The sequence below is a fragment of the Nocardia asteroides genome, assembly GCF_021183625.1.
Lineage (GTDB): Bacteria > Actinomycetota > Actinomycetes > Mycobacteriales > Mycobacteriaceae > Nocardia > Nocardia asteroides_A.
The window spans coordinates 3,048,318-3,069,148 of sequence record NZ_CP089214.1 but is presented as its reverse complement, the minus strand read 5'-3'; the positions used below and the strand labels follow the sequence as shown (position 1 = coordinate 3,069,148).

Here is a 20,831-nt window from a genome sequence, read left to right as displayed (position 1 = left end):
CATTGCGCCCGCGACCCCACCGATCGCCTGCCGCAGCTCCGCATACCGCGCCGGGTGTATACATCCTCCTATGACCGGGCCCCGGGGAAGCGCGCGCGAAGCGTCGACCATCCGGGATCCGGTGCCCGGGGAGCTTGCGCGGCGCGTGCGGGCCCGCGCCGGGATCGGTGACCGCCGCTTCCTGCTCGGCATCACCGGCCCGCCCGGCACCGGCAAATCCACCCTGGCCGAGGCGCTGCGCACCGCCCTCGCGCCGGACGCGGAGATCGCCCCGATGGACGGCTACCACCTGCCGAACGCCGTCCTCGACGAGCGCGGCGCCCGGGAGCGGAAGGGCGAGCCGGACACCTTCGACCTCGAGGGGTTCGTCGCGAACCTCCGCGCACTGCGCAGCGAGCCCCGAGTCCCCTGGCCGACGTTCGACCGCGCTCGGGACGAGCCGACACCGGCGGGTGTCACCTTCACGACCCAGCGCATCGCCCTGGTCGAGGGCAACTACCTGTTGACCTGGCCGGAGGTCCGCCCACTCCTGGACGAGGTCTGGTACCTCGATGCCCCCCGCGACCTCCTCGCCGAGCGGCTCCTCGCCAGGCACCGGGCGGGCGGCCGGGACGAGGCGGCCGCGCACCGCAAGGTGTACGGGAGCGATCTGCGCAATGCGGAGCTGATCGCCGGGACCCGGCGGCATGCCGACCTGATCCTGCTCCCGCCGGGCGAGACCGGCGTGGATCCCGCCCCCGCCCCCGGCGCAGCCCCATGATGAACCGATGCCCCCGCCCGACTCGCACCGCACCCGCCTGCTCCGCAACGGCATCGCCATCCTCTGCGCCCTGCTCGTCTACTACGGCATCCCGCTGAACCTGAACCTCGAGGGCCGCATCATCGGCGTGCTCGTATTCCTCGTGGGCCTGGCCGGGCTGGCCCAGGTGACCGACCGGCACATCCGCCGGCTGACCGCGGCCCCGCAGCGGGCGGGCAGGCAGGTGGACGGCATTCTGCTGCTGCTCACGGTGACCGTCGTCTTCTTCGCGCTCACCTACTACCTGCTGGCGAAGAACGACCCCGGCCAGTTCGACGGGCTGGTGACGCGCACCGACGCGCTGTACTACACCATCGTCACGCTGGGCACCGTCGGCTTCGGCGACGTGCACGCCGTCGGGCAGACGGCGCGCGTCGTCACCATGCTGCAGATCGTGTTCGACCTGGTGGTGGTCGGCATCCTGCTCGCCGTCGCCACCGGGGCGATCACCCGCGGGATGCGCGGTACCAGCGAATGAGGGCGTCGGTGGAGGAGTCGTCCTGCGGCTCGGGCTCCTCGGCGGCGGTGAGCAGCGGCTCCAGCGCGAGCGCCTGCTGCTTGCCGAGCTCGACGCCCCACTGGTCGAAGCTGTCGATGCCCCAGATCACGCCCTCCACGAACACGATGTGCTCGTAGAGCGCGATCAGCTGGCCCACCACCGAGGGGGTGAGCTCGGGCGCCAGGATCGTGGTGGTCGGCCGGTTGCCCGGCATGACCTTGTGCGGCACCAGCTCCGGGGGAGTGCCCTCGGCGGCGATCTCCTCGGCGGTCTTGCCGAAGGCGAGCACCTTGGTCTGCGCGAAGAGGTTGCTCATGAGCAGGTCGTGCATGCTGCCGGTGCCGTCCCGGGTCGGCAGGTCGTCGTTGGGGGTGGCGAAGCCGATGAAGTCGGCGGGCACCAGCCGGGTGCCCTGGTGCAGCAGCTGGTAGAAGGCGTGCTGGCCGTTGGTGCCCGGCTCGCCCCAGTAGATCTCGCCGGTGGAGGTGCGCACGGGGGTGCCGTCGGCGCGCACCGACTTGCCGTTCGACTCCATGGCGAGCTGCTGCAGGTAGGCCGGGAATCGGTCGAGGTCGTTCGAGTACGGCAGCACCGCGCGCGATTCCGCGCCGAAGAAGTTCGAATACCAGACGCCGAGCAGCCCCAGCAGCACCGGTGCGTTCTGCTCCAGCGGCGCGGTGGCGAAGTGCCGGTCGACGGCGTGCATCCCGGCGAGGAGCTCGGCGAACCGCTCCCTGCCGACGGCAGCCATGACCGAGAGCCCGATGGCGGAATCCAGCGAGTAGCGCCCGCCCACCCAGTCCCAGAAGCCGAACATGGTCGCGGTGTCGATGCCGAACTCGGCCACCCGCTCGGCATTGGTGGAGACCGCGACGAAGTGCTTGGCCACCGCATCCTCGCCGAGCGCGTCGGTGAGCCAGCGCCTGGCCGCGGTGGCGTTGGTCAGCGTCTCCAGGGTGGTGAAGGTCTTGGAGGCGATGACGAAGAGCGTGTTCGCCGGGTTCAGCCCGCTGAGCTTGGCGACGAGGTCGGCCGGGTCCACGTTGGAGACGAAGCGGGCGGCGATCACGGCGTCGGCGTAGTGCCGCAGCGCCCGGTGCACCATGACCGGGCCGAGGTCGGAGCCGCCGATGCCGATGTTCACGACGGTGTGGATGCGCTCGCCGGTGGCGCCGCGCCACTCCCCGGAGCGCACCGCGTCGGTGAACTCGCCCATCCGGCGCAGCACGTCGTGCACCTCGGCGGTGGCGTCGGCGCCGTCGATGGTCAGCGGCTCGTCCGCGGGCGCGCGCAGGGCGATGTGCCCGACCGCGCGGTCCTCGCTGGTGTTGATGTGGTCGCCGCGGAACATGGCGTCCCGGTGCCCGGCGACATCCGCCTCGCGCGCCAGTTCGGCGAGCAGCGCGAGGGTTTCGCGGGTGACGCGGTGCTTGCTGTAGTCGATGCGCAGGTCGCCGACCTCGACGACGAGCTCGCGCCCGCGCTCCGGATCCTCGGCGAAGAATTCGCGCAGGTGGGTCCCCCTGACGCCCTCGTGGTGATCGTGCAGTTTCCGCCAGGCCGCCGACGCGGTGATGTCGCTGCTCACGCCCACCGACATTACAGCGGGCGGGCCGCGGCCACACGGCTCGTTTCGACGCCGGGGAACGGGGGTAGCTCCGGGCGATGACGGCGACCAGATCCGAACGGCACTTCGACGTGGTGATCATCGGCGGCGGCAACGCGGGCATCAGCGCGGCCGCCCGGCTGATCCGGCTGGGGATCGAGGATGTCGCCGTCATCGAGCCGAACGCGGTGCACACCTACCGGCCGCTGCTGTCCTACGTCGGCGGCGGGCAGGCGACCCTGACGCAGGCGGAGCGGACCCAGCGTTCGGTCACGCCGGCCGGAGCGAGCTGGATCCGCGACGCGGTGGTCGCGGTCGAGCCGTCGGCGCACCGGGTGCGCTGCGAGTCCGGTGCGGTCCTCGGCTATCGCGATCTCGTCGTCGTTCCCGGGCTGGTCCCCGACACCGACGCGCTGCCCGGCCTCGACGCGGCGCTCGACGCACCGGGCGTGACCAGCAACTATCTCGACCGGGCCGCGCGGACCTGGGAACTCGTGCGCACCGTCGAACCGGGGAGCCGGGTCGTCTTCACGGTGCCGAGAGCACCGGTGAGCTGCACCGGAACGACGATCAAGCCGCTGTTCCTCGCCGCTGCCCACTGGCGGCGCCGCGGAATCCTGGACACCATCGACCTCGCGCTGGTCGTCGACCGCCCGGACCTGATCGGCGTGCCGAGACTCGACGACGCGCTGCTGTTCCGGCTGGCCGCCCTGAACGTGCGGGTGTGGCACGACACCACCGTCGTCGCCCTGCACCCCGGTGACCGGGCGATCACCGTCAGTGCGGAGGGGAGCGAACATCGGCTGCCCTACGACCTCCTGCACCTGGTCCCCCCGTTCCGCGGCCCGCGCTGGCTGGAGACCTCCGGGCTCGCCGCCGCACCGCACGGCCTCGCCGACATCGATCCCGGCTCGCTGCGGCACCGCACCTTCGACGACATCTGGTCGGCGGGCGACGCCGCCGCGGTCGCCACCGATCCCTCCGGCGGTGCCCTGCGCCGCCAGATCGCGGTGCTCGCCGACAACATCATCGCCGCCCGCGCCGGGGAGCCACTGCGCGAATACGACGGGTACACCGTGGCCCCGATCGCCACCGACGCGCACCGGCTCATCGCCGCCGAGTTCGACCGGAGCGGCGCCATCTCCTCGGCACTGCCCTCGTTCCTCGACCCGCTCCGGCCGCGCCGCAGCGCCTGGGCCTTCGACCGCTACGCCCTGCCGCGCGTCTACTGGAACCTGCTGCTGCGCGGCCGGCTCTGACACCCGTTTCCCGGCCGAACAAGCCTCCCCGCAACCACACACGAGGTCATTAGGCTGGCGGTATGGCCCTGGAAAAGGAAGCACTCGAAGTTCTGCAGTCCGTCCCGACCTCGCTGTGGATCGGCGGCCCGGCCGACCCGGTCGAGGGCGGCACCTTCGCCGTGCACAACCCGGCGACCGGTGAGACCCTGCTGGAGATCGCCGACGCGGGCCCGCGCGACGCGGTCGAGGCGCTGGACGCCGCCGTCGCCGTGCAGGCCGAGTGGGCCGCGACCCCGTCCCGCGAGCGCGGCGAGATCCTGCGCGCCGTCTTCGAGGCGATCACCGCGCGCAGCGAGGAGTTCGCGCTGCTCATGACGCTGGAGATGGGCAAGGCGCTGCCGGAGAGCCGCAACGAGGTGCGCTACGGCGCCGAGTTCTTCCGCTGGTTCGCCGAGGAGGCGGTCCGGGTGCACGGCCGCTACCAGCACTCACCGCTCGGCACCGGCCGGATCATCGTGCACAAGCAGCCGGTGGGGCCGTGTCTGGCGATCACCCCGTGGAACTTCCCGCTCGCCATGGGCACCCGCAAGATCGGCCCCGCGCTCGCGGCCGGCTGCACCATGCTGGTCAAGCCCGCCTCGGCGACCCCGCTCACCATGCTGCTGCTGGCGAAGCTGTGCAGTGAGGCGGGGCTGCCGGACGGCGTGCTCTCGGTGATCCCGTCCAGCCGCTCGGCCGCCGTCACCAAGCCGCTGCTGGAGGATTCCCGGCTGCGCAAGCTGACCTTCACCGGCTCCACCGAGGTGGGGCGCAAGCTGGTCGAGCAGGCCGCGCCGCTGCTCCTGCGCACCTCCATGGAGCTGGGCGGCAACGCCCCGTTCGTGGTCTTCGACGACGCCGACATCGACGCCGCGGTGCAGGGCGCCATGCTGGCCAAGCTGCGCAACGGCGGCGAGGCGTGCACCGCGGCCAACCGCTTCCACGTGCAGGCCGGGGTGGCCGAGGAGTTCACCGCCAAGTTCGCGAAGGCGATGGAGTCGGTCGTCCTCGGGCCTGGCACCGACCCGGAGACCACGCTCGGCCCGCTGGTCAGCGAGGACCAGCTGAACACGGTGTCGGAGCTGGTCGAGGACGCCGTCGCGAAGGGCGCGAAGGTCAGGATCGGCGGTGAGCGGCCGGATGGCACCGGCTGGTACTACCCTGCGACGGTGCTCGCCGAGCTGCCCCCGGACGCCCGCATCCTGCGCGAGGAGGTCTTCGGGCCGGTGGCGCCGGTGGTCACCTTCGAGACCGAGGAGGAGGGGCTGGCCGCCGCCAACGACACCGAATTCGGGCTGGTCGCCTACATCTACACCCGGGATCTGGAGCGCGCGCTGCGGATCGCGGAGGGGCTGGAGAGCGGCATGGTCGGGGTGAACCGCGGCGTGATCTCCGATACCGCGGCGCCGTTCGGCGGGGTCAAGTCCTCCGGGTTCGGGCGCGAGGGCGGCAGTGAGGGCATCGAGGAGTACCTCTCGACGAAGTACATCGCGCTCACCTGAGCCGAGAAATATGTGAAAGCCGCCCCGGATCCGAAGATCCGGGGCGGCTTTCACGAGGAGGGGTGGGAGCCGCGGCTGCGGCCGGGTTCAGCGCCGGGGGCGGTGGTGCTCGGTGGCTGGGCCGGTGCGGGGGACAGCCGGTTGACGGCGCGGGTAACTTGCTCCGGCGGCCGGGCGTGCCGAGCTCAGTGTCCGAGGCGCCCGCGGCCGAGGCGGAGCAGCAGCATGGCGAGGGTGTGCCCCTCCTGGCCGAGCTCGCTGAAGCGCTCGAGCACCTTCATCTCCCGGCTGTGCACCAGGCGCGGGCCGCCGGAGGCCATCCGGGTCCGGCCGATCACCCGGGAGATCTCGCTGCGCCGTTTGATGGCGGCGAGGATTTCCGCGTCGAGCCGATCGATCTCCTTGCGGAGCGTCTCGATCTCGGCCTCGCTCTGCGGGAGCGCCGCGTCCGACCCGGGGGACGGCGCGGAATTCGACCCGGCGGTGGTGGCAGGGGTGCTCATCATTCATCTCCTCGTGTCAGAACGTGGATCGGTCGTCATCCCCTCGTCGTTACCGATCAGTTCTTTCACTCTGAAACAGACCTGGTGGACCTTGTATTCTCCCCCCGCATGGTCACACGTGGATCAGGATCCGCGGAAAGGGTGGCCTGCGGACAACCGGAACTCCGGGCTGCGGGTCGGGTCGCTGATCACGCGCCCAGTCTGCCACACCGTCTCCGGTGCGGCCGGTGTGCGGCGAGAGCCCCGGTCCGGGCTCGGTTCTGTCGGTGCGCGCCGGTAGCGTGGACGGGCAATGGACATCACGGTGGCGCAGAACGAAACGAACACGGATCGAACGGGTCCGGCCCCGGCGAAGCGGGTCGCGCTCACCGCGCAGGCTCCGCTCAGTCAGGAGGAGCGCGAGCGGCTGCGCGTCGAGCGCGAGCGCAAGCGCGCGGACGAGGCCGAGCACCTGCTCGAGGGGCTGAACCCGCAGCAGCGCGCGGCCGTCGTGCACGCCGGGGCCCCGCTGCTCATCGTTGCGGGGGCGGGGTCGGGCAAGACCGCCGTGCTGACCCGCCGGATCGCCTACCTGCTCGCCGCCCGCGGCGCGCACACCGGCGAGATCCTGGCCATCACCTTCACCAACAAGGCCGCCGCCGAGATGCGCGAGCGGGTGGCCGGGCTGGTCGGGCCGCGCGCGCAGAGCATGTGGGTCTCCACGTTCCACTCCAGCTGCGTGCGGATCCTGCGCATGCAGGCCGCGCTGCTGCCCGGCATGAACTCCAACTTCTCCATCTACGACGCGGACGATTCGCGGCGGCTGCTCACCATGATCAGCCGGGACATGGAGATCGACGTCAAGAAGTACTCGGCCCGGCTGCTCGCCACCGCCATCTCCAACCTGAAGAACGAGCTGATCGGCCCGGCGCAGGCGGTGGCGGACGCGGAGTCGGACGAGTCCGAGCTGCCAACCCTGGTCGCCAAGGTCTACACCGAGTACCAGCGCAGGCTGCGCGCGGCGAACGCGCTCGACTTCGACGACCTGATCGGCGAGACGGTCGCGATCCTGCGCAACCACCCCGAGGTGGCCGAGTACTACCGCCGCCGCTTCCGGCACGTCCTGGTCGACGAGTACCAGGACACCAACCACGCGCAGTACGTGCTGATCCGCGAGCTGGTCGGGCACGCGACCGGCGTGCCGGAGCCGGGGCCCGACGGCCGCGAGCTGCACAGCGAGGTGCCGCCGAGCGAGCTCTGCGTGGTCGGCGACGCGGACCAGTCCATCTACGCCTTCCGCGGCGCGACGATCCGCAATATCGAGGAGTTCGAGCGCGACTTCCCGGACGCGGAGACCATCCTGCTGGAGCAGAACTACCGCTCCACCCAGCACATCCTCTCCGCCGCGAACGCGGTGATCGCGCGCAACGAGAACCGGCGCGAGAAGCGGCTGTGGACCGATTCCGGCGAGGGCGACCTGATCGTCGGCTACGTCGCGGACAACGAGCACGACGAGGCCTCCTTCGTCGCCAAGGAGATCGATCGGCTGGTCGACGCGGGTGACGCCAACTACGGCGACGTCGCGGTCTTCTACCGCACCAACAACAACTCGCGCGCCCTGGAGGAGATCTTCATCCGGATGGGGCTGCCGTACAAGGTGGTCGGCGGCGTCCGGTTCTACGAGCGCAAGGAGGTGCGCGACATCGTCGCCTACCTCCGGGTGCTGGCGAATCCGGAGGACGCGGTGAGCATGCGCCGCATCCTGAACACCCCGCGCCGCGGCATCGGCGACCGGGCGGAGGCCTGCGTCGCGGTGCACGCCGAGCAGCGCGGCCTCGGCTTCGGGGCGGCGCTGCGGGACGCGGCGGAGGGCAAGGTCGCGCTGCTGAACACCAGGGCGCAGCGCGCCATCGCCGGCTTCCTCGACCTGCTGGACGAGGTGCGCGCGCTCGGCGCCCAGCCGGACGCCGCCTACTTCGACGTCGGCACCGTTGTCGACGCGGTGCTCGACCGGACCGGCTACCGCGCCGAGCTGGCGGCGTCGGACGACCCGCAGGACGGCGCCCGGCTGGACAACCTGAACGAGCTTGTCAGCGTGGCGCGGGAATTCAGCTCCGAGGCGCACAACAACGCCGAGGCGGCGGCCACCGAGGGGCTGGTGCCGGAGGCCGATGAGGGCGAGCCCGACCCGGGCTCGCTGGCTGCCTTCCTGGAGCGGGTCTCGCTGGTCGCCGACACCGACCAGATCCCGGACGAGGGCACCGGCGTGGTCACCATGATGACGCTGCACACCGCGAAGGGGCTGGAGTTTCCGGTGGTCTTCGTGACCGGCTGGGAGGACGGGCAGTTCCCGCACATGCGGGCGCTCGGCGACCCGACCGAGCTGGCCGAGGAGCGCCGGCTCGCCTACGTCGGCATCACCAGGGCCAGGCAGCGGCTCTACCTCTCCCGCGCGGTGGTCCGCTCCGGCTGGGGCCAGCCGGTGAGCAACCCCGAATCGCGCTTCCTGCAGGAGATCCCGCAGCACCTCATCGACTGGCGGCGGCTGGAGCCGGTGAGCCAGGTCGCGGGGCGCGGCCGCAGGCGCGGCGACGACGAGGGCATGGCCAGGGACTGGACCCGCGGCAGCGGCTGGGACGAGCGCCCCGGCGTGCGCGGCGGGCCGCGCAGGCCCGCACCGGGCGGCGGGGTCAAGCGGAACAACACCGACCTGGTGCTGACGGTGGGCGATCGGGTGACCGACGACAAGTACGGCCTCGGCCGGGTGGTCGCCGCCGACGGCATCGGGCCGCTGGCCACGGTGACGATCGACTTCGGCACCGCGGGCACCATCCGCCTCATCCCGCAGTTCAGCCGGTCACTGATGAAGCTCTGACCGTGCGCCGCTCGGGATCGTCGCGGTTGCTCAGTCGCCCATCTGGCCGAGGCTGATGCCGCGGGTGGCGAGCCAGGGCTGCGGGTCGATCTTGTTCGAGCCGTTCAGCCAGACCTCGAAGTGGCAGTGCGGGCCGGTGGAGAAGCCGCGGTTGCCCATGGTCGCGATCTGATCGCCTGCCAGCACCCGCTCGCCCTGCGACACCGTCGCGGTGTCGATGTGGCCGTACACGGTGACGGTGCCGTCGTCGTGCAGCAGCCGGACCCACATGCCGAAGCCGGAGGCGGGCCCGGACTCCAGCACGGTGCCGTCGGCGACCGCGTAGATCGGGGTGCCGATCGGCCCGGCGATATCGAGGCCGAGGTGCTGCACGCCCCAGCGGGCGCCGTAGCCGGAGGTGTAGGTGCCGGAGGTGAACTTGGCGAAGAGCGGCCGGAACTTGGCGGATTCGGCCGCTGCCAGATCCTCCGCGTACCTGGCGCCCTTCTGCAGGATGTCGCTGAACTGGTCGAGCCCGGTGGGGGCCGAGATGTTCAGCATCTGCGGCGATTCCGGCGAGGCGGTGGTCGGGTCGGCGATGCTCATCGACTGCGCGGCGATCTCGTGCACCTGCCCGGCGGCCTCGTAGTCCACGGCCTGCGCGGACTGGCCGGGGGCGGCCAGCGCGGCCTGACCGGCGGCGACGACCGCGCCCGCGGCGACGGCGACGACGGCGGCCCTGCCCTTGAGCGATCCGGGAGGGGCGGGCAGGCGGTGTGCGCCGGTGCCAGCCTTGTGGCCCGCGCGCGAGCCGATGTAGCGCGGCCGCGGCCCCGCCTCCTCGGCCGGCTCCTCGGGCTCGGCGTCCCAGCGCTCGTCCGGGCTCCAGCTCTGCTCGGGGCTCCACTGCGGCTCGGGGTTCCACGCCTGGTCGGCGCTCCAACCCGGCTCGTCGTAGCCGCCGTCCCAGTTGCGCTCGGAATCCCACGCGGCGCCCTCCTGCCACTCCTGGGTGGCCGGCTGCTCGCCCCATGCGGCGTCGGCGTTCCAGGTGGGAGCGTCGTTCCAGCTCTGCTCGGCGTTCCATGCCTGCTCGGCGCCCCAGGCGGGGGCGGCGGGGGCACCGTTGTTCCAGGCACCGCCCTGACCCCAGGTCTGCGCGTCGGCCCGGCTCGCGTCGTGATCGCGGGAGCCGGCCCGGCGGCCGTCGGTGCCCTGCCAGTGGCCGGGCGTGCCGTCGTGCGGCAGGCAGTGGCCGGTTCGGTCGTCGGGGGCGGCGGGCCGGAAGGGAAGCACGGCTGCCGTCGGCTCGGCGTCCCGGTAGCGGTGCAGCGAGCCGACCTGACGGCGGCGGGTGCCCGCGAAGGCGTCGAACGAGAGCGCGTCGGTCATCGGACGGACCGACCGGAGGTGAGAAGAAGCATCGAGGTGTAAATCGTCCTGGTACCGGGCACCCGGTCAAAGAGAGAGCGGCAGTGCACCTGCGGAGTGGTGTGCTGTGACAAGCTTGCCGTCCTCCTCGTGACCTGGCACGTGTCGTGACCTTGCTGTGACATCGACCGCATAACGGTAACGAAATGACTACAAGGCTTCAAGTGCTCGGCTCATTCTGTCCAAGCATGTGAGATTGATCACCGCACGGGACGGTAACGACGCACAGCCCGGCGGGCACCGATGTGAGGGTACGCGAGCCGTCGGCGTCGCGCTCGCGCTCCTCCCCACCCTCCCGTGGCTCTACCTGCCTACCTACTCGCCGGTAGCGTTGACCGGGGGTTTTGCCGCTCCGGTCAACGGCCCGTGACCTGCGCCACTCGAGTGGTACGCGGTCGATTCCCGCTCCACGCGGCTGATTAGAGTCCGAGCCGACCCGCTTGCGACGTCGGGCCCCAACAAAGACGTTGTCATCACAACGCAGACGAGACGGTGAGTACATGGATCTCTTCGAATATCAGGCGAAGGAGCTCTTCGTTAAGCACGGAGTGCCTTCGTCGGAGGGCCGCGTCACGGACACGGCCGAGGACGCGCGCGCCATCGCCGAGGAAATCGGCAAGCCGGTGATGATCAAGTCCCAGGTGAAGGTCGGCGGCCGCGGCAAGGCCGGTGGCGTCAAGTACGCCGCCACCCCGGACGACGCGTTCACCCACGCCTCGAACATCCTCGGGCTCGACATCAAGGGCCACATCACCAAGAAGGTCCTGGTCGCGGAGGCGAAGGACATCGCGGAGGAGTACTACATCTCCTTCCTGCTGGACCGCGCCAACCGCAACTACCTGGCCATGTGCTCGGTCGAGGGCGGCATGGAGATCGAAGAGGTCGCCGAGACCAAGCCGGACCGGCTGGCCCGGATCTCCGTCGACGCCGTCAAGGGCGTCGACCTGGCGTTCGCGCGCTCCATCGCCGAGCAGGGCCACCTGCCCGCCGAGGTGCTCGACGCCGCGGCCGTGACCATCCAGAAGCTCTGGGAGGTCTTCGTCGCCGAGGACGCCACCCTGGTCGAGGTCAACCCGCTGGTCCGCACCCCGCAGGACGAGATCCTCGCGCTGGACGGCAAGGTCACCCTGGACGAGAACGCCTCGTTCCGGCACGCCGACCACGACGCCTTCGCCGATCGTGACGCCACCGATCCGCTGGAGCTCAAGGCCAAGGAGAACGACCTCAACTACGTCAAGCTGGACGGCGAGGTCGGGATCATCGGCAACGGCGCGGGGCTGGTCATGTCCACCCTCGACGTGGTGGCCTACGCGGGCGAGGCGCACAACGGCGTCAAGCCGGCCAACTTCCTCGACATCGGTGGCGGCGCCTCGGCCGAGGTGATGGCGGCCGGGCTCGACGTCATCCTGGGCGACTCGCAGGTCAAGAGCGTGTTCGTGAACGTGTTCGGTGGTATCACCGCCTGTGACGCCGTCGCCAACGGCATCGTCAAGGCGCTGGAGATCCTGGGCGACGCGGCCACCAAGCCGCTGGTGGTCCGGCTCGACGGCAACCGCGTGGACGAGGGTCGCGAGATCCTCGCCGCTGCCGCGCACCCGCTGGTGACGCTGGCGCAGACAATGGACGAAGGCGCCGACAAGGCGGCCGAACTGGCCGCGGCCAAGTAAGGAAAACGGCAATGTCTATCTTCCTGAACAAGGACTCCAAGGTCATCGTCCAGGGCATCACCGGCGGCGAGGGCACCAAGCACACCGCGCTGATGCTGAAGGCGGGCACCCAGGTCGTCGGCGGCGTCAACGCCCGCAAGGCCGGCACCACCGTCGCGCACGTCGCCAAGGACGGCAGCGACGTCGAGCTGCCGGTGTTCGGCTCGGTGGCCGAGGCCATCGAGAAGACCGGCGCCGACGTGTCGATCGCCTTCGTCCCGCCGAAGTTCGCCAAGGACGCCATCATCGAGGCCATCGACGCGGAGATCCCGCTGCTCGTGGTCATCACCGAGGGCATCCCGGTGCAGGACACCGCGTACGCGTGGGCCTACAACCTGGAGAAGGGCAACAAGACCAGGATCATCGGCCCGAACTGCCCCGGCATCATCACCCCGGGCGAGTCGCTGGTCGGCATCACCCCGGCCAACATCTCCGGCAAGGGCCCGATCGGCCTGGTCTCCAAGTCCGGCACGCTGACCTACCAGATGATGTACGAGCTGCGCGATTTCGGCTTCTCGACCTCCATCGGCATCGGCGGCGACCCGGTCATCGGCACCACCCACATCGACGCCATCGAGGCGTTCGAGAAGGACCCGGAGACCGAGCTCATCGTGATGATCGGCGAGATCGGCGGCGACGCCGAGGAGCGCGCCGCGGCCTTCATCAAGGCCAACGTCACCAAGCCGGTAGTCGGCTACGTCGCGGGCTTCACCGCCCCCGAGGGCAAGACCATGGGCCATGCCGGCGCCATCGTCTCCGGCTCATCGGGCACCGCGGCGGCCAAGAAGGAAGCGCTGGAGGCCGCGGGCGTGAAGGTCGGCAAGACGCCGTCCGAGACCGCCGCGCTGGCCCGCGAAATCCTGGAGAAGGCGGCCGTCACGGCCTGATCCACACCGGGTGCCAGCGGAGGCCGTCTCCCAGCGGGGAGACGGTCTCCGCTGTTTTCGGCTGGTGATGACCCGAGGTGTGGGTTGCAGTAGCGTCGGGGGTAACCACCCGTCGAAAGCCGTGCACGACTCGACCGGCCCGCGCCGCTCGACCCATCGACAAGGAGACGACGACATGTCCTACCCGACCGGGGGCTCCGGGTATAACAACCCCGTCCCGCCCTCCGCCACTCCGAGCACCGGGCAGCAGGCGGGTACGCCGAGCACCGGCGCCGGCGCGACCGGCGCGGCCACAAGCACCTCGGCGACCGGCGTTGCGGGCAAGGGGCTGCCCTTCCTGCTGACGGTGGGTGTGGCGGCGCTCGGTGTGCTGAACTTCCTGCTCGGCTTCCTGCCGTTCCTGACCACCGCCCCGGTGAGCTTCGGCGACACCTCGATCGAGTCGGACGTGTCGAACAGCCTGTTCGACACCGCGTTCGGGGCGGCGATCCTCGGCTTCGCGCTCTTCGCCGGGCTGCTCGCGGCCTTCTCCCTGCTGCCGAAGCAGGCCTGGCTGCCGCCTGCCGCCGCCGCCTCGGTGGTGGCGTTCTTCGCGCTGCTCTTCGTCTCGTTCAACCTGGGCGAGGGGCTGGAGCTGAAGTGGGGCGCCTGGGTGATCCTGGTGCTGCTCTTCGTGCAGGCCGCCATCGCGGTCGCCGCGGTGCTCTTCGAGCTCGGCATCATCAAGCCGCCGGCGCCGCGTCCGGCCGCTCCGGCGCAGCAGAACTTCGGCCAGCAGGGCGCCTACGGTCAGCAAGGTGCGTACGGCCAGCAGGGAGCGTACGGCCAGCAGGGTCAGCAGGCGGGGTACGGCCAGCAGGGCGGCTATGGCCAGCAGGGCCAGCAGGGTCAGCAGGGCCAGCAGGCCGGGTTCGGGCAGCAGGGCAGTCCGTCCACCCAGGCATTCGGCCAGCAGAGCGGGGCGCAGTACCCGGTCCAGCAGCAGCCGTACGGGCAGAGCCAGCCGAGTCAGCCCGCCTACGGGCAGCAGCAGCCCTACGGCCAGCAGTACGGCCAGCAGCAGCAGGGGTACGGCGCGCAGCAGGGCTCGTTCCCCGGTTCGGATCAGGCCACCCAGCACTTCGGCGGGCAGCAGCAGCCGCAGTACGGCGCGCAGGGCTACGGCCAGCCGCAGACCGGGCAGCAGCAGTCCGCGCAGCCGCAGGCCGGGCAGCAGAGCCAGCCTGCCCAGTCCGCCCAGCCGCAGAGCGGCCAGGCCCAGCCGCAGCCGTTCGGCGGGGAACAGGGCGCCGACCCGGCCGCCGAGGCCACCAGGGCCTTCCGCCCCTCGGACGACAACAAGTAGTAGCGCGGCCGCACCGGCCCCGGCGCGCCTGACGATGGCGCGCCGGGGCCGGTGCCACGCTTCATTCCCATGAGCGCCCCGAGAACAACGGCCGAACGCCGCCGTCCGCCGCGCCGCGGGCCGGAGCGCCCCGGCCCGGAGGGCGGCTGGGCGCTGAGCCCGGAGCGGGCGCGGGTGCTCCTGCTGGTCGCGGCGCGGCCGGCGACCTTCGCCCTGACCATCGCCACCGTGCTGATCCTGACCACGCTGCTCGCCGCGGGCAGCGGCACCGGGGGCGGCGCGGGCGCCATCGCCGCGAGCTGGCTCGCCATCCACCAGGTGCCGCTGACCATCGGCAAGACCACGCTCGGCGCGCTCCCGCTGCTCGCCACCGCGCTGCTTGTGTCGGGTGTGGCCAGGGAGTGCGCGCACGCCGTCCAGCCGGGCGCGAACCGGGTCGACCTGTCCTGGATCCTCGGCGCCGCGCTGCTCGGGCCGCTGGTGGTGACCTCGATCTGCATCGCGGTCACCGAGGATGCCTCCGCCGTCGTCGCGCTGCAGCCGCCGAACCCGCTCGCCGCCTTCCTCTGGGTCTTCGGCTGGCACCTGCTCGGCGCGGGCGCGGGCATCGCGACCCGGCTGCACGAGGTCGACCTCCCGCTGCCGCGGCCGCCGGAGTGGGTGCTCGCGGGGTTGCGCGCGGGCGGGCTGATCGTGCTCCGCATGCTGGCCTGCGCGGCCGTCGTCGTCGTGCTCGCGCTGTTCGCGCGCGGCTCCGCCGTCCTCGACGCCTACGCGGGCGCGGACGGGGTGGTCGGCGTGCTCGGGCTCACCGTGCTCTCGCTCGGCTACCTGCCCAACATGGTGGTGGCGACGGTGAGTGTGCTGCTCGGGCCGGGCGCGCAGCTCGGCGGCGCCGAGTTCGGGCTCTTCGGGGTGGTCGCCGGTGCGGTGCCCGGGCTCCCGGTGCTGGCCGCGGTGCCGACCGGTCCGGCCGCCGGGTGGTGGCCCGCGCTGCTCGTGCTGCCCGCCGCGGTGGGCGCGCTCGGCGGGCTCGACACCGCGCGGAGCTCGGACGACCGGCTCACCGCCCCCTTGGCCACGCTCACCGCCGCGGGCAGCGCGACGCTGGCGCTGCTGCTGCTCGGCGCGGTCAGCGGCGGCTCGCTGGGCGACGCGGGCCGGGTCGGCATGCTGCTGCCCGCCTTCGCGGTTGTCTCCTTCGGCTGGTTCGCGATCTTCGGGTACGCCGGGCTGGTGCTCGGCAGGCGCTGGAACGTCGAGCTGCGGCGGCCGCGGCTGCGCCGTTCGCCGCCGGTCGCGGAGCGCGCCGTGGCGGTGCCGTACGACGAATACGGCTTCGATACCGACGGATTCGACCGCGACGGGTACGACCGCGAGGGTTTCGACGCGCACGGGTACGACGCGCACGGCTACGACCACCAGGGGTACGACCACGAGGGGTACGACGAGCGCGGGTACCACGAGGACGGGCTGCACGAGGACGGGTACGACGACGACGGGTTCGATCGGCACGGCTTCGACGAGGACGGGTACGACACCGAGGGCTATCACCGGGACGAGTACGACGACGACGAGCCCGCGGCGCTCGGGGACCACGCCGACGACCACTCCGACGACCACGACGAGCACGCGGCGGCCGCGAGCGGCGACCGCGGCGGCCGCGCGGCGCTGGGGAGCAGCGACGACGGCGGCCGCGCGGCGCTCGGGAGCGGCGACACCCGGTACGGCGACGACGGCGACCACTCGGTGAGCGCGCGGGGCGACACCGACGCGGAACCGGACGACGACCCCGACCACCCCGGCGCCCGCTACCTCGACGCGGGCGCCGACGAGCCGTTCGACGCGGAGCTGCTCGACGCCGACGACCCCGTCGGCACCGCGCGAACCCCGTCCGCGACCGGCAGGACGACCCCGGAGATCCTGGACGCCGAGGTCGTGGATGCCGACCTGCCGGACGGTGGCCACACCCCGGGTCGTTAGGCTCTGGGGCGGCGGTGTTCGGCCCACGATCACGTTGCCGCCGCCCATCTCACGCAGGAGTAGAGCGCTGACGTCACCGTCTGTCGACCGGGTGCCCGCGACCGTCGTCGTGCTCGCCTCCGGGACCGGATCGCTGCTCCGAGCCCTGCTCGAGGCGGCCGCCGCCCCCGGGTACCCGGCCCGGATCGTCGCGGTCGGGGTGGACCGCGAGTGCGCGGCCACCGGGCACGCGGCGGCCGCCGGCATCCCCAGTTTCCTGGTCGCACTCGCCGACCACGCCGACCGCGCCGCGTGGGACCGCGCGCTCACCGCCGCGGTCGCGGAGTACACGCCGGACCTGGTGGTCTCGGCCGGCTTCATGAAGATCCTCGGCCCCGCCTTCCTGGAGCGCTTCGGCGGCCGGATCGTCAACACCCACCCGGCGCTGCTGCCCGCCTTCCCCGGCGCGCACGGCGTGCGGGACGCGCTCGCCTACGGCGTGAAGGTCACCGGCTCGACCGTGCACCTGGTCGACGCGGGCGTCGACACCGGCCCGATCCTGGCGCAGGAGCCGGTGCCGGTGCTGCCCGCCGACGACGAGGCCACGCTGCACGAGCGCATCAAGGTTGTCGAGCGACGGTTGCTGGCGGAGGTCGTCGCCGGCATCGCGACCCGCGGCATTGTCTCCGACGGACGAAAGGCAGTGATCCCAGATGAGCGAGTACCCCGGTGAGTGACCGCAGGCCGATCCGCAGGGCGCTGGTGAGCGTCTACGACAAGACCGGGCTGGAGGAGCTGGCGGGCGGGCTGCACGCGGCAGGCGTCGAGATCGTGTCGACCGGCTCCACCGCGGGCCGGATCGCCGCCGCAGGCATCCCGGTGACCACGGTGGAGGAGCTCACCGGCTTCCCGGAGACCCTGGACGGCCGGGTCAAGACGCTGCACCCGCGGGTGCACGCGGGCATCCTCGCCGACACCAGGCGCCCCGAGCACCTGGCGCAGCTCACCGAGCTCGGTGTCGACCCATTCGAGCTGGTCGTGGGGAACCTGTACCCCTTCACCGAGACCGTCGCCAGTGGCGCGACCCCGGACGAGTGCGTCGAGCAGATCGATATCGGCGGCCCGTCCATGGTGCGCGCGGCGGCCAAGAACCACCCGTCGGTGGCGGTCGTGGTGAACCCCGCCGACTACCCCGCGGTGCAGGCTGCGATCGATTCGGGCGGCTTCACCCTCGCCGAGCGGACCGCGCTGGCGGCGAAGGCGTTCCAGCACACCGCGAGCTACGACGTCGCGGTGGCGAGCTGGATGCTCAACGTGCGGGTGCCGGGCGTCGGCGGCGAGCCGGACGGCTTCCCGGCCTGGGTCGGCGGCACCTGGGAGCGGTCCGCGGTGCTGCGCTACGGCGAGAACCCGCACCAGTCGGCCGCGCTCTACACCAACGGTGACGGGCGCACCGGGCTGGCGCAGGCGGAGCAGCTGCACGGCAAGGAGATGTCGTACAACAACTACACCGACGCCGATGCCGCCTGGCGCGCCGCGTTCGACCACGACGCGGCCGCGGTAGCGATCATCAAGCACGCCAACCCGTGCGGCATCGCGATCGGCGCCGATATCGCCGAGGCGCACCGCAAGGCGCACGCCTGTGACCCGGTGAGCGCCTTCGGCGGCGTCATCGCGGCCAACCGCGAGGTCACGGTGGCGATGGCGGAGCAGGTGGCCGAGGTGTTCACCGAGGTCATCGTGGCGCCCGGCTACGCGGACGGCGCGGTCGAGGTGCTGCAGCGCAAGAAGAACGTGCGCATCCTGGTCGCCGAGCCGCCGCAGCGGGCCGGTGCCGAGCTGCGCCCGATCAGTGGCGGCGTGCTGCTGCAGCAGCGGGACATCCTGGACGCACCCGGCGACGACCCGGCGAACTGGACGCTGGCGGCGGGCGAGGCGGCCGACGAGGCCACCCTCGCGGATCTCGCCTTCGCCTGGCGCGCCTGCCGCGCGGTGAAGTCGAACGCCATCCTGCTCGCCGACGACGGCGCCTCGGTCGGCGTCGGCATGGGGCAGGTGAACCGGGTGGACGCGGTGCAGCTCGCCGTGCAGCGGGCCGGCGATCGGGCCAAGGGCTCGGTGGCCGCCTCCGACGCCTTCTTCCCCTTCCCGGACGGCCCGCAGCAGCTGATCCAGGCCGGGGTGCGCGCCATCGTGCAGCCCGGCGGCTCGGTGCGCGATCAGGAGACCATCGACCTGGCCCGCGAGGCCGGGGTCACCGTCTACCTGACCGGCGCACGGCACTTCGCGCACTGAGGAAGTCGCTCCGGCCGGGCACTCCACGGGGTGCCCGGCCGCCGGGGCCGGGTTCTCCGCCGCGATGCGGCGCCGCCCGCCATTCCCGGCGGGATCACGCCGCGCTGAGCACCTGCCGCTGCCCCAGCGGCGAGGGCAGCTGCACCTCCAGACGCCCGGTCACCGCGATCATGGTGCACATGCGGCTCGCCGCATCGGGCCTGCGCCCGGCCCTGAGTTCGATCGTCACCGCGGAATCGGTCTCCGCGATGACCTTTGCCGCCACTCCGTAACACTCCGGCGAACCCGTTTCGAAGACCACCGCGAGCCGATCCGGGCCGACGAGCGAGTAGGAGCCGAACGGAATCGGGTACGCCTCGACCAGCACCGGAGACTCGGTGAAGGGCCGCGCGGGCAACCCGGGTTCACCCTCGATGGGGGTACTCGGCGCCACGGAAGTGGACGAAACCGACTGTGCGGCAGCGTCGTTCCCCTCCGATCCGGAGCCACCGCACCCCGCGCAGACGACGGTACCGAGCAGCAGGGCGAGCGCGGCGACCCGCCGCGGGAACGAAATCCGAGCCATGCCACCGACCCTAGCCGCTGCCCGTCGGACCGGGCGCCGGGTGAATTGTGAGCGAATCCCCCGCGCGGCACGGGCGCTCCCCGCCGAACGCCAGTACATTCGGTGACGGTTTGCACCGAACGCTCGGTGGCACACCGTATTCGAACAATTCGGGCTAGATTTCGGAAGGACAAACGTGGTCGACACGCTGCGCGTAGGTGAAGAACTCGGTCTGGGGCAGTCACTGACGGGCGGGGCCTACGCCCTGACCCTGCAGAACGACGGCAATCTGGTGCTCTCGGAGCCCGGCGGCAATGTGCTGTGGTCCACCCAGACCCACGACCAGGGTGTGCGCAACGCGGTGCTGCAGCACGACGGCAACTTCGTGCTCTACCGGGAGGGCAGCGATGCCGCCTGGTCCACCGAGACCAATGACCGGTCGGCCGATCGCCTGGTGGTGCAGGCCGATCGCAACGTGGTGCTCTACGGCACCGACGGCAGCGCGCTGTGGGCCTCCGGCACCGAGACCGACAACCCGCTGCCCGCCCCGGAGCCGGTCGCCGAGGCGGTCCCCGCGGAGCCGGAGCCCGAGCCGGTGGCCGAGGCTGTTGCCCAGCCCGCCTTCGAGCAGGCCCCGGCCGACGTGCCCCCGCCGCCGCCCGCGCCGCGCACGCACACCGTCGAGCCCGGCGACACGCTGTGGGCCATCGCCGAGCAGTTCTACGGCGACGGCAACCGCTACCACGAGATCGCGGCGGCCAGCGGCGTCGACAACCCGGATCTGATCCACCCGGGCCAGGTGCTCACCATCCCGTGAGACGACCGAGGCCCGGTGCGCGCGCACCGGGCCTCGCTGGTCGCCGAGATCAGCGGCTGGTGAACGGCAGCAGCGCCATCTCACGGGCGTTCTTGACGGCGATGGCGACCTGCCGCTGCTGCTGCGGGGTGAGCCCGGTGACCCGGCGGCTGCGGATCTTGCCGCGATCGGAGATGAACGTGCGGAGCAGGTTCACGTCCTTGTAGTCGACGTGCTCGATTCCGGCGGCGATCAGGGGATTCTTCTTCGGGCGGCGCGCCTGCTCGGCGCGGACCTTCTTCGACGGTGCTCGCTTCAATGCCATGCTGAGGGCTTCCTCCTACGCGATCGTGGATGGTCTACCAGCTCGATTTGCGCACTCCTGGCAACTCGCCCCGGTGCGCCAGCTCGCGCACCCGGACCCGCGAGAGCCCGAACTTCCTGAGGTGGCCGCGCGGTCGACCGTCGGCGGCATCCCGATTGCGCAATCGTACCGGACTGGCGTCACGTGGCATTTTCCGCAGTTCGGCCTGCGCAGCGGCCCGTTGCTGGTCCGGTGTGGCCGGCTTCCGGACGAGTTCCTTCAGCTCCGCCCGCCGCTCGGCGTACCGCGCGACGATCACCCGGCGCTGCAGATCCCGCGCGATCTTCGACTTCTTCGCCATCAGCGCTCCTCCCGGAATTGCACGTGCTTGCGCACGACCGGGTCGTACTTCTTCAGCACCATCCGGTCCGGATCGTTGCGCCGGTTCTTCCTGGTGACGTAGGTGTAGCCGGTTCCGGCCGTGCTCTTCAGCTTCACGATCGGCCGGAGCTCGGTCGACTTCGAGGCCATGTGCCCCT

Annotated in this window: 19 protein-coding genes; 12 read left to right on the top strand and 7 right to left on the bottom strand. The window is 71.7% G+C overall.

Annotation, left to right across the window (positions count from 1 at the left end; translation table 11 throughout):
- The first annotated feature begins 70 nt into the window (after positions 1–70).
- Positions 71–760 carry a nucleoside triphosphate hydrolase gene (locus LTT61_RS14835; protein WP_233020542.1) on the top strand — a complete coding sequence of 230 codons (690 nt, stop codon included), beginning with the start codon at positions 71–73 and terminating at the stop codon, positions 758–760.
- A gap of 7 nt (positions 761–767) precedes the next feature.
- Positions 768–1,277, top strand: a complete 510-nt coding sequence (locus tag LTT61_RS14830) for a potassium channel family protein (RefSeq protein WP_233020541.1) — start codon at positions 768–770, stop codon at positions 1,275–1,277.
- Here LTT61_RS14830 and pgi read toward each other — a convergent pair.
- Complete coding sequence (gene pgi, locus LTT61_RS14825; RefSeq protein ID WP_233020540.1) at positions 1,246–2,886, bottom strand: glucose-6-phosphate isomerase; 1,641 nt, start codon at positions 2,884–2,886, stop codon at positions 1,246–1,248. The two genes, LTT61_RS14830 and pgi, sit on opposite strands and share 32 nt — an antisense overlap.
- Before the next feature lie 77 nt (positions 2,887–2,963).
- Between pgi and LTT61_RS14820 the strand changes: the two genes are divergently transcribed.
- The gene (locus LTT61_RS14820; RefSeq protein WP_233020539.1) at positions 2,964–4,163 is read left to right on the top strand and encodes an NAD(P)/FAD-dependent oxidoreductase; all 1,200 of its coding nucleotides are present in this window, start codon (positions 2,964–2,966) and stop codon (positions 4,161–4,163) included.
- A 62-nt stretch (positions 4,164–4,225) separates the two neighbouring features.
- On the top strand, positions 4,226–5,686 hold the full coding sequence (locus tag LTT61_RS14815) for an NAD-dependent succinate-semialdehyde dehydrogenase (RefSeq protein ID WP_233020538.1): 1,461 nt from the start codon (positions 4,226–4,228) through the stop codon (positions 5,684–5,686).
- 185 nt (positions 5,687–5,871) lie between these two features.
- Here LTT61_RS14815 and LTT61_RS14810 read toward each other — a convergent pair whose 3' ends face one another.
- Positions 5,872–6,189, bottom strand: a complete 318-nt coding sequence (locus LTT61_RS14810; protein WP_233021020.1) for a chorismate mutase — start codon at positions 6,187–6,189, stop codon at positions 5,872–5,874.
- A gap of 292 nt (positions 6,190–6,481) precedes the next feature.
- Here LTT61_RS14810 and LTT61_RS14805 point away from each other — a divergent pair, with 292 nt between their 5' ends.
- Positions 6,482–9,043: a UvrD-helicase domain-containing protein gene (locus LTT61_RS14805; RefSeq protein WP_233020537.1), complete on the top strand. Its 2,562-nt coding sequence runs from the start codon at positions 6,482–6,484 to the stop codon at positions 9,041–9,043.
- A gap of 30 nt (positions 9,044–9,073) precedes the next feature.
- On the opposite strand, the gene LTT61_RS14800 is transcribed toward LTT61_RS14805, so the two are convergent.
- The gene (locus LTT61_RS14800) at positions 9,074–10,414 is read right to left on the bottom strand and encodes a M23 family metallopeptidase (RefSeq protein ID WP_233020536.1); all 1,341 of its coding nucleotides are present in this window, start codon (positions 10,412–10,414) and stop codon (positions 9,074–9,076) included.
- 539 nt (positions 10,415–10,953) lie between these two features.
- Here LTT61_RS14800 and sucC point away from each other — a divergent pair.
- The 6 genes from sucC to purH all read left to right on the top strand — a co-directional run bounded on the left by sucC (position 10,954) and on the right by purH (position 18,648).
- Entirely contained in the window at positions 10,954–12,120 is a 1,167-nt protein-coding gene (gene sucC, locus LTT61_RS14795) for an ADP-forming succinate--CoA ligase subunit beta (RefSeq protein WP_233020535.1), read from the top strand.
- An 11-nt stretch (positions 12,121–12,131) separates the two neighbouring features.
- The gene (gene sucD / locus LTT61_RS14790) at positions 12,132–13,046 is read left to right on the top strand and encodes a succinate--CoA ligase subunit alpha (protein ID WP_067653234.1); all 915 of its coding nucleotides are present in this window, start codon (positions 12,132–12,134) and stop codon (positions 13,044–13,046) included.
- Positions 13,047–13,221: 175 nt separating this feature from the next.
- A complete protein-coding gene (locus tag LTT61_RS14785; RefSeq protein ID WP_233020534.1) occupies positions 13,222–14,391 on the top strand; it encodes a DUF5336 domain-containing protein in 1,170 nt (389 codons plus the stop codon).
- 69 nt (positions 14,392–14,460) lie between these two features.
- A complete protein-coding gene (locus LTT61_RS14780; RefSeq protein WP_233020533.1) occupies positions 14,461–16,374 on the top strand; it encodes a DUF6350 family protein in 1,914 nt (637 codons plus the stop codon).
- Between the two features lie 91 nt (positions 16,375–16,465).
- The gene (gene purN, locus LTT61_RS14775) at positions 16,466–17,086 is read left to right on the top strand and encodes a phosphoribosylglycinamide formyltransferase (RefSeq protein ID WP_233020532.1); all 621 of its coding nucleotides are present in this window, start codon (positions 16,466–16,468) and stop codon (positions 17,084–17,086) included.
- Positions 17,083–18,648, top strand: a complete 1,566-nt coding sequence (gene purH, locus LTT61_RS14770; protein ID WP_233020531.1) for a bifunctional phosphoribosylaminoimidazolecarboxamide formyltransferase/IMP cyclohydrolase — start codon at positions 17,083–17,085, stop codon at positions 18,646–18,648. The genes purN and purH overlap by 4 nt, the downstream gene beginning before the upstream one ends.
- Before the next feature lie 94 nt (positions 18,649–18,742).
- Here purH and LTT61_RS14765 read toward each other — a convergent pair whose 3' ends face one another.
- On the bottom strand, positions 18,743–19,213 hold the full coding sequence (locus LTT61_RS14765; RefSeq protein ID WP_233020530.1) for a hypothetical protein: 471 nt from the start codon (positions 19,211–19,213) through the stop codon (positions 18,743–18,745).
- A gap of 175 nt (positions 19,214–19,388) precedes the next feature.
- On the opposite strand from LTT61_RS14765, the gene LTT61_RS14760 reads away from it, so the two are divergent.
- Positions 19,389–20,009 (top strand): LysM peptidoglycan-binding domain-containing protein, encoded by a 621-nt coding sequence (locus LTT61_RS14760; RefSeq protein WP_233020529.1) that lies wholly within the window; start codon positions 19,389–19,391, stop codon positions 20,007–20,009.
- A gap of 49 nt (positions 20,010–20,058) precedes the next feature.
- On the opposite strand, the gene rpsR is transcribed toward LTT61_RS14760, so the two are convergent.
- From rpsR to rpmG, 3 genes are read right to left on the bottom strand one after another with little or no spacing between them, the layout of a single operon-like run.
- Positions 20,059–20,313, bottom strand: coding sequence for a 30S ribosomal protein S18 (rpsR, locus tag LTT61_RS14755; protein ID WP_233020528.1), 255 nt, complete (start codon positions 20,311–20,313; stop codon positions 20,059–20,061).
- A 34-nt stretch (positions 20,314–20,347) separates the two neighbouring features.
- Complete coding sequence (gene rpsN / locus LTT61_RS14750; RefSeq protein ID WP_233020527.1) at positions 20,348–20,653, bottom strand: 30S ribosomal protein S14; 306 nt, start codon at positions 20,651–20,653, stop codon at positions 20,348–20,350.
- Positions 20,653–20,823 (bottom strand): 50S ribosomal protein L33, encoded by a 171-nt coding sequence (gene rpmG / locus LTT61_RS14745; protein ID WP_233020526.1) that lies wholly within the window; start codon positions 20,821–20,823, stop codon positions 20,653–20,655. The genes rpsN and rpmG overlap by 1 nt, the downstream gene beginning before the upstream one ends.
- Positions 20,824–20,831: the final 8 nt, after the last annotated feature.

What these genes read in the sequence shown, in the direction of transcription:
- LTT61_RS14835 (WP_233020542.1), top strand. Translation starts at nt 71, where the DNA reads ATGACCGGGCCCCGGGGAAGCGCGCGCGAAGCGTCGACCATCCGGGAT.
- LTT61_RS14830 (WP_233020541.1), top strand. Translation starts at nt 768, where the DNA reads ATGCCCCCGCCCGACTCGCACCGCACCCGCCTGCTCCGCAACGGCATC.
- LTT61_RS14820 (WP_233020539.1), top strand. Translation starts at nt 2,964, where the DNA reads ATGACGGCGACCAGATCCGAACGGCACTTCGACGTGGTGATCATCGGC.
- LTT61_RS14815 (WP_233020538.1), top strand. Translation starts at nt 4,226, where the DNA reads ATGGCCCTGGAAAAGGAAGCACTCGAAGTTCTGCAGTCCGTCCCGACC.
- LTT61_RS14810 (WP_233021020.1), bottom strand. Translation starts at nt 6,189, where the DNA reads ATGAGCACCCCTGCCACCACCGCCGGGTCGAATTCCGCGCCGTCCCCC.
- LTT61_RS14805 (WP_233020537.1), top strand. Translation starts at nt 6,482, where the DNA reads ATGGACATCACGGTGGCGCAGAACGAAACGAACACGGATCGAACGGGT.
- LTT61_RS14800 (WP_233020536.1), bottom strand. Translation starts at nt 10,414, where the DNA reads ATGACCGACGCGCTCTCGTTCGACGCCTTCGCGGGCACCCGCCGCCGT.
- sucC (WP_233020535.1), top strand. Translation starts at nt 10,954, where the DNA reads ATGGATCTCTTCGAATATCAGGCGAAGGAGCTCTTCGTTAAGCACGGA.
- sucD (WP_067653234.1), top strand. Translation starts at nt 12,132, where the DNA reads ATGTCTATCTTCCTGAACAAGGACTCCAAGGTCATCGTCCAGGGCATC.
- LTT61_RS14785 (WP_233020534.1), top strand. Translation starts at nt 13,222, where the DNA reads ATGTCCTACCCGACCGGGGGCTCCGGGTATAACAACCCCGTCCCGCCC.
- LTT61_RS14780 (WP_233020533.1), top strand. Translation starts at nt 14,461, where the DNA reads ATGAGCGCCCCGAGAACAACGGCCGAACGCCGCCGTCCGCCGCGCCGC.
- LTT61_RS14765 (WP_233020530.1), bottom strand. Translation starts at nt 19,213, where the DNA reads ATGGCTCGGATTTCGTTCCCGCGGCGGGTCGCCGCGCTCGCCCTGCTG.
- rpsR (WP_233020528.1), bottom strand. Translation starts at nt 20,313, where the DNA reads ATGGCATTGAAGCGAGCACCGTCGAAGAAGGTCCGCGCCGAGCAGGCG.
- rpsN (WP_233020527.1), bottom strand. Translation starts at nt 20,653, where the DNA reads ATGGCGAAGAAGTCGAAGATCGCGCGGGATCTGCAGCGCCGGGTGATC.
- rpmG (WP_233020526.1), bottom strand. Translation starts at nt 20,823, where the DNA reads ATGGCCTCGAAGTCGACCGAGCTCCGGCCGATCGTGAAGCTGAAGAGC.